A 15,873-nucleotide genomic window follows, 5' to 3' on the forward strand; every position below is an offset into this window, starting at 1 on the left:
CAAAAATAAATTAAATGTGTACAATTAATTTTAGTTAATAAAAATAACGTTTACAATATTAAATTTGGGAGGCATATATAATGAAGCAAAGAATCGGATTTATTGGCTTGGGCATCATGGGGCGGCCTATGTCAACGAACCTGTTAAAGGCGGGTTATGCGCTCAGCGTTTTTGATATTAATCAAGAGGCAGTTGCTGCACTTGCGGCTAAAGGAGCCTTCGCAGCAGGATCACCAAAGGAAGTGGCTAGTAAAAGCGATATTATTTTCACTATGCTACCTAATTCCCAGCATGTGAAAGAAGTGATCCTGGGCGAGAATGGGATTCTGCAAGGGGCATCAGCAGGAAGTATCCTCATCGATATGAGCTCCATCTCGCCTGTTGTATCCCGGGAGCTGGCAGCATCGGCTGCTGAAGCGGGTCTGCATATGCTGGATGCGCCTGTAAGCGGAGGCGAACCCAAAGCTGTAGATGGCACTCTGGCCATTATGGTTGGCGGAAGCGAGAGCGTATTTGCAAATGTACTGGATATTCTGCAAATAATTGGAAAAGATGTCACACTTGTAGGGGATAGTGGCTCCGGCACGACAGCCAAGCTGGCTAACCAAATTATCGTTAACCTGAATATTGCTGCGATGTCAGAGGCACTTGTGTTTGCTGCAAAAGCTGGAATTGACATCGAGAAGATGTACCAGGCCATCCGGAGTGGGCTGGCTGGTAGCAACGTGTTAGATGCGAAAGTACCACTTATTCTGGATCGCAACTTTGTAGCTGGTGGACGGATAGACATCAATCTTAAGGATATGGCGAATGTTATGGAAACCGCGCATGAGCTGGGTGTGCCGTTGCCGCTGAGCAGCCAGCTGCTGGAAATCTTCCATGCACTTAAGGTTGACGGCAAAGCTGCGGACGACCATGGAGGCATCGTCCAATATTTTGAGAAGCTAGCTGGCGTTCAGGTAACGCATAAGGTTAAGCCTAGTGGCAAGCATTATGAATAAAGCCAACTATACAGCTTTTGATGCTCTTCAAGCGGGATTGCCTGCTGAATGGAATGACGGCGGCCTGCGGGAGAAGATTAAACAGAATCTTAATTCCCAGCATCGGAAAATTATCGTTCTGGATGATGACCCGACAGGTGTTCAGACCGTCCATGACATCGATGTCTTGACCGCATGGGATAAGGAGCTGCTGCGCGAAGCGTTCGATGCCCCGGAATCATTATTTTATATCCTTACGAACACACGTGGCCTTGATGCAACGAACGCAGAACGAATCAACCGCGAAATCGCGCGCAATGTTCAGGCCGTAGCAACGGAGAAGGGTAAAGCTTTCACCTTGATCAGCCGCAGTGACTCGATGCTGCGGGGATATTATCCGCTGGAAACCGATGTGTTAGCGGAGGAAGTAGCGCACTTGAGCGGACGTAGCTATGATGGGCACCTGATCATTCCCGCTTTTTTCGAGGGGGGACGGGTGACCTATGGCAACACGCATTATATGATAGAGGATCAACGGCTTGTTCCCGTGCATGAAACAGAATTTGCCAAGGATAAAGTATTTGGCTATGAAAGCGGCGATTTAACCGAATGGGTGGAAGAAAAGACCGAGGGCCGTATCCAAGCGGCTGAATGCCTCGTTATTGCGCTGGAGCAAATTCGCAGGGGACCAGATGCAGTGAAGGAAGTGCTGCTGGGAGCAACGGGCAACATCCCGATTATTGTCAATGTGCTCACTTATGCAGATATGGATGTGCTGTCGTTAGCCTTGCAGCAAGCAGAGGGGCAAGGTAAAGCCTTTATTTTCCGCACCGCGGCCTCTTTTGTCAAATCCTATGCAGGCATCACTAACCAAGATTACCTGCCCAAGGAAAAGCTGGTTGCGAGCGGGCAGGAGGCCCACGGAGGCCTCATCATCGTTGGCTCTTATGTCCAGAAGACCACACGGCAGCTGGAGCAATTGCTGGCCTATCCGGGGATAATCAGTCTGGAGATCGATGTGGAGCAGCTTCTCGACCCGACCCAGTATGGGCAGGAGCTTGGGCGCGTTATTACAGAAGCCAACCGGCAGCTTGCCGCTGGGAGCAATGTGGTCGTATCCAGCAGCCGCAGGTTGATCGCTGTAGACAACAAAGCCGATAACTTCAAGATCAGCCAAAAGGTGTCAGGTGCGCTTGTTGAGGTTGTGCAATCGCTTGAGGTCGTTCCGAAGTTTATCATTGCCAAAGGCGGCATTACCTCAAGCGATGTGGCGACAAAGGGGCTTTCCATCCGCAAGGCGCGGGTACTGGGCCAGGTGGCAGCGGGGATTCCGGTGTGGTTGACCGGAGACGAAGCGAAGTTCAGTGGCATTCCTTATATCGTGTTTCCGGGTAATGTTGGCGGTGACCGTGCCTTATTAGAGGCTGTTGAGAGAATTGAGGGCTGATATAGATAGGACATCTATGTAGAAGTGTTAGGGGGTGGGCAGAGCTTGCCCCTTACGATGTCTTTCATCGTTTCACAGATGGTCTACACTAACGTAATCGTCCCAATCCCCACTAACACGAGCAAGCTCCCGCATATCGTCCGTAAATTAATGCCCTCCTGATTTTTAAGCAAAAAATAACTGAGCGGTATAACCAGCAAGGGCTGGGAATTCGTAATCATTGTCGCGATCGAGACTGGGATATAGTGCATGGCGGCAATATGCCCGACCTGTGCAGAGATCGTCAGTACCCCGCTAATCGCATACAGCCAAATACCTCGCTTATCGGCAACACGTAAGTCGCTGAGGAATGATCTTGTTTTTTTATTCAGCAATAGTTGCAGCACGAGACCTGTTAGGGCACCCAGAAAACCACCCAGCACCGGCTCGTTCCAATCCAAGATAGCGGAGCCACGGGTAATATTGCCCAAGGCATAGCTGATCGAACCCATCAAAGCGAGCATTACGCCAGGGTTGGCCAGACCACTTAGCCTGCTTAACCGACTTAGCCCATTTAACCCCTTCCAGCTTATCCGACTGCCGAGCTCCCTCGATTCGCTCTTGCGGTTAGCTGCCGGAACATAGCTGACCACGAACAACCCGACCAATACGACCAGCATAGCTGCCAGCTCCAAAGCTTGCAGCCGTTCGTTAAGGAACAGCCATGAGAACACAACCGTAAATAGTGGATTGCTGACCATGAAGGTGCTTGCTTTGGCTGGTCCCAATTTGGCAATCGAATCGAAGTAAAGATAGCGCCCCAAGTACGAGGCAAACAATCCCGACAAAACAAACATAAAAAAGCCCAATGCATGGAATTGCAGAGGTTGTCCTCGGGTCAGCAAAAGGGTGATCAGCACGAATCCGGAAAATAGCACGTTGACAGCTATCGAGATTAAAAAGCCGGTATTTAAATCAAGTCGGGTGCTGGCAACTTTGGTTATGATGACGTTAACCGAAAACATAATAAGCGCGCAAATAGCAATAAATTCTCCCATACCAGCCTCCTGCCTTATTATAAGTGTGATAGCAGATGTAATCCTAATACAGCAGTTTACCACAGAACAAATAAAAGGGGGAGAAAAGTTAAAGCTTCAAACCACGTTTGCATTTTCATTGACCCGTTTGCCGGATGATGCTACAATAAAGGCATAATTCATGAACAAGGTTCATTATAATGAACAGATTCATATTAACTTCTTTATTTGGTTTCAGCTTTCAACTTATGCTGCTGATTTGCTAGAGCGAATTCTTAGGAGGACAACACATTGGACAATTATAAACAAGTAGGTAATCTTCAAGTTGCTTCAGCTCTTTATGATTTCGTTAACCAGCAGGCGATTCCTGGTAGCGGAGTTGATGCCGAGCAATTTTGGTCGGGCTTCGCAGCCTTAATTCACGATTTGGCGCCGAAGAACAAGGCATTATTAGCCAAGAGGGATGATCTCCAGCATTTATTAAATAAGTGGCACACCCAACATAAGGATAGCTTTGATTTCGCGGCCTATAAAGCTTATTTGCAGGAGATTGGCTACCTTGAGCCAGAGGCAGAGGACTTCCAGGTCACTACACAAAATGTAGATGATGAAATTGCGGTGCAGGCTGGCCCACAATTGGTCGTTCCGGTCAATAACGCCCGATATGCCCTGAATGCTTCCAATGCCCGTTGGGGAAGCCTTTATGATGCTTTATATGGAACCGATGCCATCAGTGATGAAGGCGGCGCCGAGCGCCAAGCTGCGTACAATCCCATACGTGGCGAGAAGGTGATCGCATTTGCGAAGGATTTTCTAGACCAATCAGCGCCACTTTCGGAAGGCTCTCACGCCGATGCCGTGAACTATTCGGTAGTTGAGGGGCAGCTGGCGGTTTCACTTGAAAATGGAAGCACGGTCGGCCTGAAGGCAGCTTCCAAGCTTGTAGGCTACCAAGGGCAAGCGGATAGCCCGACAGCTGTGCTGCTGGTCAATAATGGGCTGCATTTTGAAATCCAGATTGACAGCAGCCATGCCATTGGCAAGACTGACAAAGCGAATGTGAAGGACATCGTGCTGGAATCGGCGATCACTACGATTATGGATTGTGAGGATTCAGTTACCGCTGTCGATGCCGAGGATAAGGTACTGGTGTACAGCAGTTGGCTGGGGCTGATGAAGGGCGATTTGCAAGCGGTCTTCTCCAAGGGCAATAGCACCGTTACACGTGCGATGAATCCTGACCGCAAGTATACATCGCCTGCCGGTGATGCGATTAGTCTGCGTGGACGCTCCTTGTTGTTTGTACGTAATGTAGGCCATTTGATGACGATTAATGCGATCCTTGACAAGGATGGCCAGGAAATTCCCGAAGGTATTCTGGATGGCGTTATGACCAGCTTGATTGCCAAGCACACGCTTTTAGGAAACGGGCCTTACCAGAATTCGGCTAAAGGCTCCATCTATATTGTAAAACCCAAAATGCACGGCTCCGCAGAAGCGGCATTTGCTAACGTTTTGTTTGATCGTATCGAGGATTTGCTCGGACTAGCGCGCCATACCTTGAAAATCGGGGTTATGGATGAAGAACGCCGTACCTCACTGAACCTGAAGGCTTGCATCCGTGAAGTTAAGGATCGGATCGTGTTCATTAATACGGGCTTCTTGGATCGCACGGGCGATGAAATGCACACCTCTATGGAAGCAGGCCCCATGATTCGAAAAAGTGATATGAAAGCTTCGACATGGCTGCAAAGCTACGAAAAGTCGAATGTAAACGTAGGCTTGGATTGTGGGCTGCAAGGCCATGCGCAGATCGGCAAGGGGATGTGGGCGATGCCCGACCTGATGAGCGATATGCTGAAGCAGAAAATTGGGCATCCGAAGGCTGGCGCCAATACAGCGTGGGTTCCGTCGCCTACAGCAGCTACCTTACATGCCCTCCACTATCACCAAGTGGTGGTGAAGGATGTGCAGGACCAGCTCAAAGCAGCGATCAGCGATTTACGTGATGATATTCTGCAAATTCCGGTAGCGGAGCATCCCGAGTGGAGCGCCACGGACATCCAGCAGGAGCTGGATAACAATGCCCAAGGCATACTAGGGTATGTAGTTCGTTGGGTAGAGCAAGGCATCGGCTGCTCTAAGGTGCCGGATATTAACAATGTAGGGCTGATGGAAGACCGCGCGACACTGAGGATCTCCAGCCAGCATATCGCAAACTGGCTGCATCATGGCGTTTGCACCAAGGAGCAGGTGACAGAGACATTGAGGCGGATGGCTGCTGTTGTTGATGGACAGAACGCAGGCGACCCGATCTACCGCCCGATGGCCGCTAATTTCGAAGGCTCGATAGCCTTCCAAGCGGCATGCGAGCTGGTGTTCGAAGGCTACAATCAGCCGAATGGCTATACAGAGCCGATTTTGCATCGCCGCCGGATCGAGTTCAAATCGAGCGTTGCACTTAAGGCGTAGCATCACTTTAGATATAAGCAGAGTTCCATCAAACCAGTAATGGGCACCTTATCATAGAAGAAACACGTAGTGGAGAGGCTTATAAAAGCCTCTCTTTTTTGGTTTTGTCGAAATCCTTGACAAACCTATATAGATCGGTTACTAAAAGTAAACATTATATTTGACATATTGTAATTATAATTATATATTTAGTTACAAATAGTAATTAGATTAAAAGTTTTATTTATAAGGGAGATGATTCAGTGGTACAGCAATCTATTCATTCCGATACAGTGCTTGGTGAAGTGCATCTTAAGGTAAGTGACCTGGAAAGGTCATTAAGGTTTTATCAGGATGTGGTAGGCTTACGCGTTTTAACACAAGCTGCGAATCGTGCAGAGCTCACCGTCGATGGAATCAAGCCATTGGTAGTGCTGCATGAGATTTCTACTGCCAACATCGTGCCGCGCCGCTCGGCAGCAGGCCTTTATCATTTTGCGATTTTATTGCCTGACCGCAGGTCATTGGGCCTCTCTTTGAGGAACCTCATTGACTCCGGTATTCATATCGGGCAAGCCGACCATCTGGTGAGTGAGGCTTTATATATTGCCGATCCCGATAACAATGGCATCGAAATTTACCGAGACCGCCCACGGGAAAGCTGGACGTATGATGCCCAAGGAAATGTGAAGATGGCAACCGATCCGATCGATTGGGACGGCTTGCTGAAGGAAGCAGAGGGGCATCCGTGGACGGGCATGCCAGTAGGCACGATCATCGGGCATATCCATTTCCATGTTAGCGACCTGCAAAAGTCGAAGGAATTTTACTGCGATATTCTTGGCTTCGACATTATCGCGAATATGTCAGCAACGATGGGCGCCTTATTTATATCTGCGGGTGGGTACCACCACCATATCGGCCTGAATGTATGGGCGGGAATCGGAGCTCCACCAGCACCTGTCGACGGAACCGGCTTGAAGTATTACAAGGTTGTCGTCCCTGGCGAACAGGAGCTGCAGCGAATCCTTGCCAATTTACGCAGTGGCGGATATGCGGTTACTGAGCAGAATGCGACCTGGATTGTTAAGGACCCTTCACAAATCGAGTTAAGACTGACCTTACAATCAAAATAATGATGATAAAAAAGGATGGCGAGCATACAATGAAGATCGCAATTATTGGAGCCAGTGGTAAAGCAGGCAGCTTGATTAGCCAAGAGGCAATTAGCAGAGGGCATCAAGTAACAGCTATCGTAAGAGATGCTGCTAAAATCGTAGAATCAAGCGTTTCTGTATTGGAGAAAGATATACTGAAGCTTACGGCTGAAGATTTAACGGCATTTGATGCGGTAGTTAATGCTTTCGGCGCACCGCAAGGGCAAGAGCAGCAACATGTGGAAGCAGGTAATGTGTTGATCGAAGCGCTTAAAAACTCCTCCACACGATTAGTTGTGGTAGGTGGTGCGGGAAGCTTGTTCGTTGATCCAGACAAAACGACCCGATTAATGGATACGCCTCAATTTCCAGCAGCATACTTCCCAACGGCTTCGAATCAAGGCGAGAACCTGAATATTTTGCAGCAAACCGATTCTCTTTCATGGACATTTATTAGCCCTGCGATTGCTTTTACTCCGGGTGGTGCAAGAACAGGCTCATACCAGCAGGGTAAAGATCACCTGTTGATGAACGCTAAGGGAGAAAGCTACATTAGCTATGCCGATTATGCGATTGCCGTCATTGATGAGCTTGAGCGGCCCAAGCATATCAACGAACGATTTACAGTGGTCGCTGAGACTGAGTAATTGTTGAATTGCAAACAAAAAGCACCTCTGAACCTGCTTCGATAGGGAGCTCAGAGGTGCTTTTTCTTGGCTTATGAGAGAGAACTGTTTACCTTGTTAGGGATATCCTACATTTTATAGATAATTAACGGGCGGGCTGCCCGTCAGGTAACAAGTAATGGCTCAGCGCCGTCGTTCGCCGGTATACCGCAATACCGCTATACCCTGCAAATTTCTTTCGGGCAGTTTTCGCATTTGCAAATATCGCGAAGGAAGCTTAAGCTCTTGATCGTAACCGTGCCATTGTCCACGACAATCGCTTCTTGCTTGCGAAGATCACTGAGCATCCGGTTGACGCTTTCACGGGTAGCGCCAATCATCTCAGCCATCTCAGTATTGTTGATTTTCTTCGATATCGTAATTTCCTCACCAACAGCGACACCGTAGGAATTACTCAAACGAATTAATAATGAGCAAAGCGCACCCGGCTTTCCATACAGCATGAGGTCGCGAAATTTGGTCTGCGTTGTTCGATGTGTCATGCCCATCCATTTCATAAATTCAATCGCGAGGTCCCCATGCTGCCACAGCAGGGTTTCCAGATCCTTTTGCTGAATAATTCCGAATTCCGCATCCTCGATGACCTCGGCATTGAAGGTATGCGCCGATTCCTGGAAAGGGTCAATTTGTCCAAAAAGATCATCCGCATGATGCAAATACAAGGTGATTTTGCTCCCGGTATCCGTCGTTTTGGTTAATTTCACGAGGCCCTTTTTTACATAGTAAAGGTAGTCAGCACGATCACCTTCCCAGAAGAGGAAAGAGTCAGCTTTTGCACTTTTGGTGTACATAATGCTTTTAAGTCTTTCCAGATTTTCCGCCGAGAAGAAATTGGAGATTCCCTCTTTGGTGTTGATTTCGATTTCCGCTGTACGCATATATTCATTAATGGCCATCCCAGCCATCCCCTCTCCGTATTCGATATCTTTATCATAGCCGTTATTTCTATAAAATGGCATCGGGGTATCACCTGATCTTTCAAGGTAATCCCTGATAGTGGATCAGGGAATTCCCTGGCCTGCCCGCAGGTTTTAGCTAATTAGGTAAAGTAGTGCAAGCAGAAGAGGTAGGAATATGCTAAAATTTGAAGCAGGTACGAATGAAACCATCTGTGTAGGCAGTAGGGAAGCTGAGGGAATAACATGATTAAGCTATGTATTGTCGATGACCATGCCGTGGTTCGATCCGGGCTTATGATGCTGTTGAATGCGAAGGAAGATATGGAGGTTATTGGCGAGGCCTCCGAAGGGAATGAAGCGATCGAGCTGGCTTTACGCTTGCGTCCCGATGTAGTACTGATGGATTTAAGCATGCCAAATGGCAAAGATGGCTTAAGCGCGGCCAAAGACTTAAAGCAGGCTTTGCCGGATCTAGCTGTGCTCATTTTAACGATGCATGATGACGACGAATATTTGTTCAGGGCTATTCATGCCGGAGCATCTGGTTATATTCTAAAAACAGCTCCACATGAGGAGCTTTTAAAGGCGATCCGCTCGGTTGCAGCCGGCCATGCGTATTTGTATCCAACCGCAACCAAACGCTTAATGAGTCAATATGTGGACCAGCTTCAAGGTGGAGATAGCAGCAGCTTTGATACGCTTTCCGACCGTGAAAAGGAAGTCGTTTCCTTGGTAGCAAAGGGCTACAGCAATAAAGAGGTTGCGGAGCAATTGGTGATTAGCGTAAAGACCGTGGAATCGCATAAATCCAATGTAATGGAAAAGCTGCACCTCAAAACGAGGCCAGAGCTTGTTAAATATGCCATGAAAAAGGGGCTGCTTAATTTTGAATAAGCCAAAGCAGGAGCCTGCTCAAGTAGAACAACGTAAGCGAGTGGAAAAGCAAGAGCAGGTGCCCACCGAGGTGATTGGGCAGCATGTAGTGGCTTTAATCGCCAAGCTCGAAGCGCATATCCAAGACCCGGAGATCCGGCTGGAGCTTGAGCAATCGCTGAAGCAGCTGGCGGATCTTAAATTTGCGTTAGACGAATCATCGATTGTAGCCGTGACGGATCATAAGGGCCTCATCCAATACGTAAACGATAAATTTTGCGAAATTTCCAAGTATGAGCAGATTGAGCTCATAGGCAAAGACCACCGCATTATTAATTCCGGCTTCCATAGCAAAGCTTTTATGCAGGATTTGTGGAGCACGATTTCCGCAGGTAAGGTATGGCGCGGCGATATTAGAAACCGCGCCAAAGACGGCAGCTTGTATTGGGTCAATACAACCATAGTCCCTTTTCTGGAAGAAAAGGGGAATCCCTACCAGTTTCTGGCGATCCGTAACGAGGTTACCGAGCTAAAGCGTGTGGAGGAAGAGCTTCAATTGATGATGAAGCAGGTGATGAATATCCAGGAGGAGGAGCGCAGGCGATTTTCCCGTGAGCTGCATGATGGGATCGGGCAAAGCCTATTTTCGCTCATTATCCAGATGGATCGGCTCATTGGTGAAAAGGTCCATCCCGATTTGGAAGCTATACGCAATTATGTGTCACATATTATCGAGGATGTCCGCGGGCTTGCTTGGCAATTAAGGCCCTCCGTGCTGGATGATCTTGGCGTTGTACCTGCGATTCGCACGTACATCGACAATTTTTCTGGGCATTACGGAATTAAAGTAAAATTCGATACCAATCTGCGTCGAAGGCTGGAGGCCCAAGAGGAAACGACGATTTATCGGACGGTTCAGGAGGCGTTAACCAATGTTGGCAAATATGCCGATACGGGTGAGGCTACGGTTACACTGGAGGATTTGCCTGATGCAATTAAGGCTGTGGTTGGAGATACGGGTATCGGGTTTGCCCGGCAGTCTAGCTCCAAGGGGGTAGGCTTGTTCAGTATGGAGGAGCGTGCTCGCTCGGTGGGCGGCAAGCTAACGATTCAGTCCGAGCCGGGAATGGGGACTGAGGTTATCTTGGTCATTCCTCATAAGCGTGAGAGGTAAGCTTGGTCCTTCAACAACGGCTGGAACCTCATACCTATATCCTCACCAGCGCACAAAGGTAAGGGTCAGCACATCAAAAGACCGTCCGATGCCCATCGGACGGTCTTTTCTTATGTTTGTTGCCGTGTAAAAGTTTAGTGAAGGGTGTGATGTAATTCACATCTAATACCGATGCGGTGTGATAAATTAAAGCCATGGAGATGAAGCAACAAACCTCCGCAAGCACAAGGATTGGAAGGGGAATGGCTATGGATACCACATTGCCTTACAAACGATCTAGTATGAAATAACTGCTGCTAAGTGCCACTGAATGATATTACCTGAATGGGATTCACCAACAAATAGGAGATGTTTAAGATGATGAAATGGATGCGAGAAAATGTGTATGCGGCGGGAATATGGTTCGTGCTTAGGATTTACCTAGGCTTGGAATGGACTCTAGCAGGCTGGCATAAACTTACAGGAGGGTTTGATGCTACTGGCTTTATCAAGGGAGCCGTAGCCAAACCTGTTATAGATAAAGCGACGAATGAGCTGATTTATCCAACTTTTACAGCATTTCTAGAGCACTTTGCTTTACCCAATGCAGCTATATTTAATACGGTCATCCCCATCGGAGAGCTGCTGGTAGGTTTGGGACTTATCGTGGGTGCACTTACGACGGTCGCGGCGTTTTTCGGATTGCTAATGAACTTCATGTTCATGCTTGCAGGAACAGTTAGCACCAACCCATGGTTAATAATGTTAGGCGGTATTATCCTCTTGGCAGGAACGAATGCAGGCAGGTTTGGTGTTGATTACTACTTCACCCCTTTACTGCACAAGCTGCTTCATAAATTTAATAAAGAAGGGCATGACGACCATCCCACACCAACGGGGACGAATAAACGCGCCCATGCCTAACCACTAAGGATCCCAAGGAATGTGAGTGCTGGGTTAAGGTCGTCATGGGCTACGATCCAGCCTCTTTTTCTATGAAGGTGTCATTGAAAGGAGAAGGTCGGTATGCTGTCAGGAATTATTTTGGCAGGTGGGGAAAGCGTACGCATGGGCGGTGAAAATAAAAGCCTGCTAATGCTTGGAGCTGAAACGCTGCTTGTACGCCAGATCCGAATGATGCGGGAGTTATGCAGCGAGATTATTGTAGTCACCAATACACCAAGATCGTTTCTGCGCACAGTAGATGCATCAGTGCGGATTATAACGGACTATGTGCCTGGCAAAGGTCCGTTAAGTGGCATGCATGCCGGGCTCACCCTCTCGCTCAACCAGAATGCTTGGGTGGTAGGTTGTGATATGCCGTTTCTGTCACCTCAAGCAGCGAGGCTGATGCTGCTTAAGAAAAAGCAAGGCATGGAAGCAATCATCCCTTGGCTTCAGGGCGTTATGCACCCGCTGCATGGCATTTATGACCGTGATTGCGCGACGCCTATTTGGACGCTACTGAAAAATCAGGAGACCCAGCTTTCTGCTCTGGGCAAGGTATTACTCTGGCAGGAAGCGATTGAGCCTGAGTTCAGAGAGGCCGGGATCGAATGCAATTTTACTATGGCGATCAAAACAAGGACCGATTACACGCAATGCTGCAACGTACTGCAACGTCTAGAGAAGGCTAATGCCAGTTCAGGTTAATTATAGTCTAATTCGGGATCATCATAGTCTAATCACATCGGAGCTGTAATAGCTCCGCATCATTATTAGGAGGGGTAAGAATGAAAAGATATCAACAACCACAAGTAGAAGCCGAGTTTGGGGTTGCCCATATGACAGCCCTGTCGGAGGCATTGGAGCGCTTGAAGCAAGAGCACGGAGAGCTGAAGCTGGTGCTGCAAGAGATGGAGAAGCAAGCGACACAAGTTGAACTGTCCAATGATAAGTTAGGATCCATGCAGTCGTTGCTCCATTTGCGGTTATGGACGTTGGCATTCAGAGAAGAGCTAGAGCGACATTCCAATTGGGAGGAAGCAGAGCTATTCCCATTCCTGAACGCTTATTTCAATAGTAATATGGCACCCACCATGATTCCATCCTTTTGGACGATAGAGAAGGACCACGAGTTGGCGGACGAATACATGCAGTCTTTTTTAAGAGCGGTTCATAAGCTTAAGGCGAATCCCGAAGCCATGAGCTTAAACCAGGCAGCGGCGTATTTGGTTCAAGCGTGCCGTATTTTGCAGGAGCATTTTGTTAAAGAGGAAGAGCTAGTCTTTCCATTAACGGAGCAGGTATTGACGGATATAGATTGCCTTTTCTCTTGATATATCCCTAAATATGGTAAAACTATGACGAAAATCAAAAATAATTAGTACCCAATCCATAAAAAAGGACGGTTGAATCGTTTCATAAGTTTGAAGTTTGGTTACAAAGTGTGCTAACCTGTTAAAAAAGGTCGAATCTAGCTCATCATAAGAGCTGGTACGGGGGATTATTCACATGGGGTGAATGTTCGTTTACTTCGAACTAGGGAGCTACCTCTTCCCGAATCCGTCAACTAACCTCGAAGGCCGCAGGAGGAATCATTTGAATCTTTTTTCTATGAAGCTTTATTTGTTGATCGCTTTTTTCACGCTGAGCCTGTTTTCGCTCCTGCAAACGCAAGAAGTACATGCCGCTGCAACAATCGGAGTAAGGATCCAAATCAATGATAGTGTAGTGGCTTTCCCCGAAGGTACACCACAGCCCTTTATCGAACGTGGTAGCGGTAATTTGTATGTGCCTTTGAAGTATTTAAGTGAGCAGCTCGGTTTTCAAGCGAACCAACTGCCGTTATTCAAGAATGCGAATTCTGGACTTTCACCAGAAAGCGAGCATGTCCCACTTCGTTTGATTGCGGATTCGCTCGGCTACAGGGTTCAATGGGATGTCACGAATCGCGTTGCTATCATCGGTGTAGATGGTGCCTATCACGCCCCGGCTTGGTATGCTCCGAAGCCACAATCGTCTGTTTTACAAACAGCCTTTAATTACTTAGGCGTGCCATATGTATGGGGTGGAAGCTCACCCAAAGGTTTTGACTGCTCTGGTTATGTAGGTTATATTTTTCAACAAAGCGGGATCAAGCTACCCAGAACTTCCGTGGAGATGTACGATTCTGTAGGAACAAGAGTAAACGAATTGCAAGAAGGCGATCTGGTCTTTTTTGCTGAAGGAAGCAGAACCTCTCATGTAGGGATATATTTGGGCAACGAGCAATTCATCTCAGCTACCTCCTCTGGTGGGGTCTCGGTCGAGAGTATTACGACGGGTTACTGGGGTAGGAAGTTCGTTGGCGCCAAACGTTTGACATAAAAGATATACCAACCACCACAATAACCCTGCCAAAGCATAAAGCTTAGACCTGCCCGTAGGCAGGTTTTTTGCTGTCTTGCCCAAGTGAGGCGAAGATGTTCACAGTCCATGCTTCGGCTAAAAGATCAGGGCTTTAGGTTTAGTGCAAGCTACAAAGGAAAACTCCAGGCTATGTCGAATATATGGGTTTATAGGCTTCTTCACAACACGGTATGACTAACTAGGGACAGCTAAAAGGAGCTATTTCATGACGTTTGCATATATGGAAAAGTATAGAATATACCGACGGTGAGCGCTCCCATTATGCTATGGATCACGGCGACCAGGCACAAAGGTATATGGAGTTAAAAAGCTATGCCTGTCTATTGCGATGAATGATTTTGGGACAGGTTATTCTTCAACTGGCTACCTGCAAACCTTCCAAATCGAGCTTTGTGAAGAGGATATTTTGGGCTTGTTTAGTGTAGAAGAGCGTTCTCAAATAAATAATTTTGCTTGATGTTACTAGTGTTGTATACTTGTTTAAAACAAGACACGGGGGTTGAACTTACAATGAGTCAAGATGTTAATGGTTTAGGTCGTCATTATTTGCAAGCGGAGTCATATGGAGCATCTGCTTTTTGCTTTTATCGTGCCGTCCTTGAAGATGCCAACAATGGGAATGCCTGGAATGGGCTTGTTCTGTCACTTAGCTTGATGCGCAGGGAAAATGATGCCCAGACGATTCTGGCAAGGTTCGCTAAGCAGCCCTTGCCCTACGATAAGGATATGGTGACCTTTGCCCTGATGATGTTCCAGCAAAGTCCTAATGCGATGTCGGAGTGGACACGGGCCATGTCTATAAGATTTGGAGTAAACGCCCAAGAGCGCCAGGCCTTTATCCAAATGGCTGATGATTTGGAGGCTTCCTACGCAGACCTGGTTACTCGCCATGGCGAAGATACATTGAAGGAACAAGGCATGCTTAGCTTGGATGAGTTCGCTGAACGTAAAATCGAGCTGGATTGGCTGATGTCGGAGCCGATTGATACCGTATATGGCGTGATCCAGGCTTGGCTGGAAGATCCGGAATCGATCCTCTCCGCGGTCCGGCTACTCTGCATGATGCCGGATAATCGCAGCGAGAAGCTGCTGCGCAGGGTATGCCGCAATGAAGAGGTAGATGGCAAAGTGAGAACCCATGCCTTGCTCGCGCTTAGATGGCTGGGCGTTCGCGGTAATGCGAGAATTCAAAAAATGGATGAATCCTTCGTCATTAATCTGGATAATCCTGTTCCTGAGCTGACGGTATCAGTTCCAGCCGCTTACAAGCCGGCACTGGACCGTATGAAGCTTTGGATTGCGATGAAGCAAGGCTTTGTCACGGAAGCGGAATATGAGCAGTTCGCTTCCACGGATGAGCCTGAGCTGCCGACTGAGCTGGCTGAGAAGCTGGAGCAAGCCGATGTACCCAGCGTACTGCAGGAGGTTGTGCATGCGCTGATCAGGTCAGCATACGACCAGTACTACCCGCTGGTTCCCGGTATCCGCGGAACCCGCCAATGGAGCATAGCGTTGCTGATGCTGATGAAGGATTATGCCATAGGCGTCTTGGATGCATGGCCGTACGGCGAGCTGGAGCATGATGAAACTGCCGTGCTTCACCGCAATTGGATTCTAAGCGCTAGTCGGGACTATTACCATAATATTGAGCAGGCACGACAGCTGCGTGACAGCCAGGCTGGCTAAGGCTCGCGCCACGCCTTGCTATATAAAGAAAAGAGAAGCCTCCAGATTAAACTGGTACCCATACACTGGACACTTTAAAAAAAGTGTTTAGCGTATGGGTACCTTTTTGTATACTAGAGAGAATAGTGGGGGCGAGCATATGAGTAAAAAACACTTTAGTAAAAATGAGCAGGA

At 47.9% G+C, this 15,873-nt stretch carries 15 protein-coding genes and 1 riboswitch; of the genes, 13 read left to right on the forward strand and 2 right to left on the reverse strand.

Features of this window, described 5'->3' with window-relative positions:
* The first annotated feature begins 80 nt into the window (after nucleotides 1–80).
* Nucleotides 81–1,001, forward strand: a complete 921-nt coding sequence (garR, locus tag G9U52_RS27735; protein ID WP_166153908.1) for a 2-hydroxy-3-oxopropionate reductase — start codon at nucleotides 81–83, stop codon at nucleotides 999–1,001.
* Nucleotides 994–2,427 (forward strand): four-carbon acid sugar kinase family protein, encoded by a 1,434-nt coding sequence (locus tag G9U52_RS27740; protein ID WP_166153909.1) that lies wholly within the window; start codon nucleotides 994–996, stop codon nucleotides 2,425–2,427. The genes garR and G9U52_RS27740 overlap by 8 nt, the downstream gene beginning before the upstream one ends.
* 83 nt (nucleotides 2,428–2,510) lie before the next feature.
* Here G9U52_RS27740 and G9U52_RS27745 read toward each other — a convergent pair whose 3' ends face one another.
* Entirely contained in the window at nucleotides 2,511–3,464 is a 954-nt protein-coding gene (locus tag G9U52_RS27745) for a DMT family transporter (protein WP_166153910.1), read from the reverse strand.
* A gap of 270 nt (nucleotides 3,465–3,734) precedes the next feature.
* On the opposite strand from G9U52_RS27745, the gene G9U52_RS27750 reads away from it, so the two are divergent.
* The 3 genes from G9U52_RS27750 to G9U52_RS27760 all read left to right on the forward strand — a co-directional run bounded on the left by G9U52_RS27750 (nucleotide 3,735) and on the right by G9U52_RS27760 (nucleotide 7,698).
* Entirely contained in the window at nucleotides 3,735–5,915 is a 2,181-nt protein-coding gene (locus G9U52_RS27750; RefSeq protein WP_166153911.1) for a malate synthase G, read from the forward strand.
* A gap of 242 nt (nucleotides 5,916–6,157) precedes the next feature.
* Nucleotides 6,158–7,030, forward strand: a complete 873-nt coding sequence (locus tag G9U52_RS27755) for a VOC family protein (protein ID WP_166153912.1) — start codon at nucleotides 6,158–6,160, stop codon at nucleotides 7,028–7,030.
* A gap of 29 nt (nucleotides 7,031–7,059) precedes the next feature.
* Complete coding sequence (locus G9U52_RS27760; protein ID WP_166153913.1) at nucleotides 7,060–7,698, forward strand: NAD(P)-dependent oxidoreductase; 639 nt, start codon at nucleotides 7,060–7,062, stop codon at nucleotides 7,696–7,698.
* Nucleotides 7,699–7,895: 197 nt separating this feature from the next.
* On the opposite strand, the gene G9U52_RS27765 is transcribed toward G9U52_RS27760, so the two are convergent.
* A complete protein-coding gene (locus G9U52_RS27765; RefSeq protein ID WP_166153935.1) occupies nucleotides 7,896–8,633 on the reverse strand; it encodes a Crp/Fnr family transcriptional regulator in 738 nt (245 codons plus the stop codon).
* Nucleotides 8,634–8,879: 246 nt separating this feature from the next.
* On the opposite strand from G9U52_RS27765, the gene G9U52_RS27770 reads away from it, so the two are divergent.
* From G9U52_RS27770 to G9U52_RS27800, 8 genes are all read left to right on the forward strand, one after another.
* The gene (locus G9U52_RS27770) at nucleotides 8,880–9,530 is read left to right on the forward strand and encodes a response regulator (protein WP_166153914.1); all 651 of its coding nucleotides are present in this window, start codon (nucleotides 8,880–8,882) and stop codon (nucleotides 9,528–9,530) included.
* A gap of 40 nt (nucleotides 9,531–9,570) precedes the next feature.
* The gene (locus G9U52_RS27775; RefSeq protein WP_166153936.1) at nucleotides 9,571–10,683 is read left to right on the forward strand and encodes a PAS domain-containing sensor histidine kinase; all 1,113 of its coding nucleotides are present in this window, start codon (nucleotides 9,571–9,573) and stop codon (nucleotides 10,681–10,683) included.
* Between the two features lie 357 nt (nucleotides 10,684–11,040).
* Entirely contained in the window at nucleotides 11,041–11,586 is a 546-nt protein-coding gene (locus G9U52_RS27780; protein ID WP_207953243.1) for a DoxX family protein, read from the forward strand.
* Between the two features lie 102 nt (nucleotides 11,587–11,688).
* Nucleotides 11,689–12,315 (forward strand): molybdenum cofactor guanylyltransferase, encoded by a 627-nt coding sequence (gene mobA / locus G9U52_RS27785; RefSeq protein ID WP_166153915.1) that lies wholly within the window; start codon nucleotides 11,689–11,691, stop codon nucleotides 12,313–12,315.
* 80 nt (nucleotides 12,316–12,395) lie between these two features.
* Nucleotides 12,396–12,941 carry a hemerythrin domain-containing protein gene (locus G9U52_RS27790; RefSeq protein WP_166153916.1) on the forward strand — a complete coding sequence of 182 codons (546 nt, stop codon included), beginning with the start codon at nucleotides 12,396–12,398 and terminating at the stop codon, nucleotides 12,939–12,941.
* Nucleotides 12,942–13,060: 119 nt separating this feature from the next.
* Nucleotides 13,061–13,204, forward strand: a riboswitch (cyclic di-AMP (ydaO/yuaA leader).
* Nucleotides 13,204–13,971 (forward strand): C40 family peptidase, encoded by a 768-nt coding sequence (locus tag G9U52_RS27795; RefSeq protein ID WP_243767587.1) that lies wholly within the window; start codon nucleotides 13,204–13,206, stop codon nucleotides 13,969–13,971. (Overlaps the previous riboswitch by 1 nt.)
* 370 nt (nucleotides 13,972–14,341) lie before the next feature.
* A complete protein-coding gene (locus tag G9U52_RS41060) occupies nucleotides 14,342–14,470 on the forward strand; it encodes a hypothetical protein (RefSeq protein ID WP_279538761.1) in 129 nt (42 codons plus the stop codon).
* 53 nt (nucleotides 14,471–14,523) lie between these two features.
* Nucleotides 14,524–15,699 (forward strand): HEAT repeat domain-containing protein, encoded by a 1,176-nt coding sequence (locus G9U52_RS27800; RefSeq protein WP_166153917.1) that lies wholly within the window; start codon nucleotides 14,524–14,526, stop codon nucleotides 15,697–15,699.
* Nucleotides 15,700–15,873: the final 174 nt, after the last annotated feature.

The organism is Paenibacillus agricola (assembly GCF_011440305.1).
GTDB lineage: Bacteria > Bacillota > Bacilli > Paenibacillales > NBRC-103111 > Paenibacillus_S > Paenibacillus_S agricola.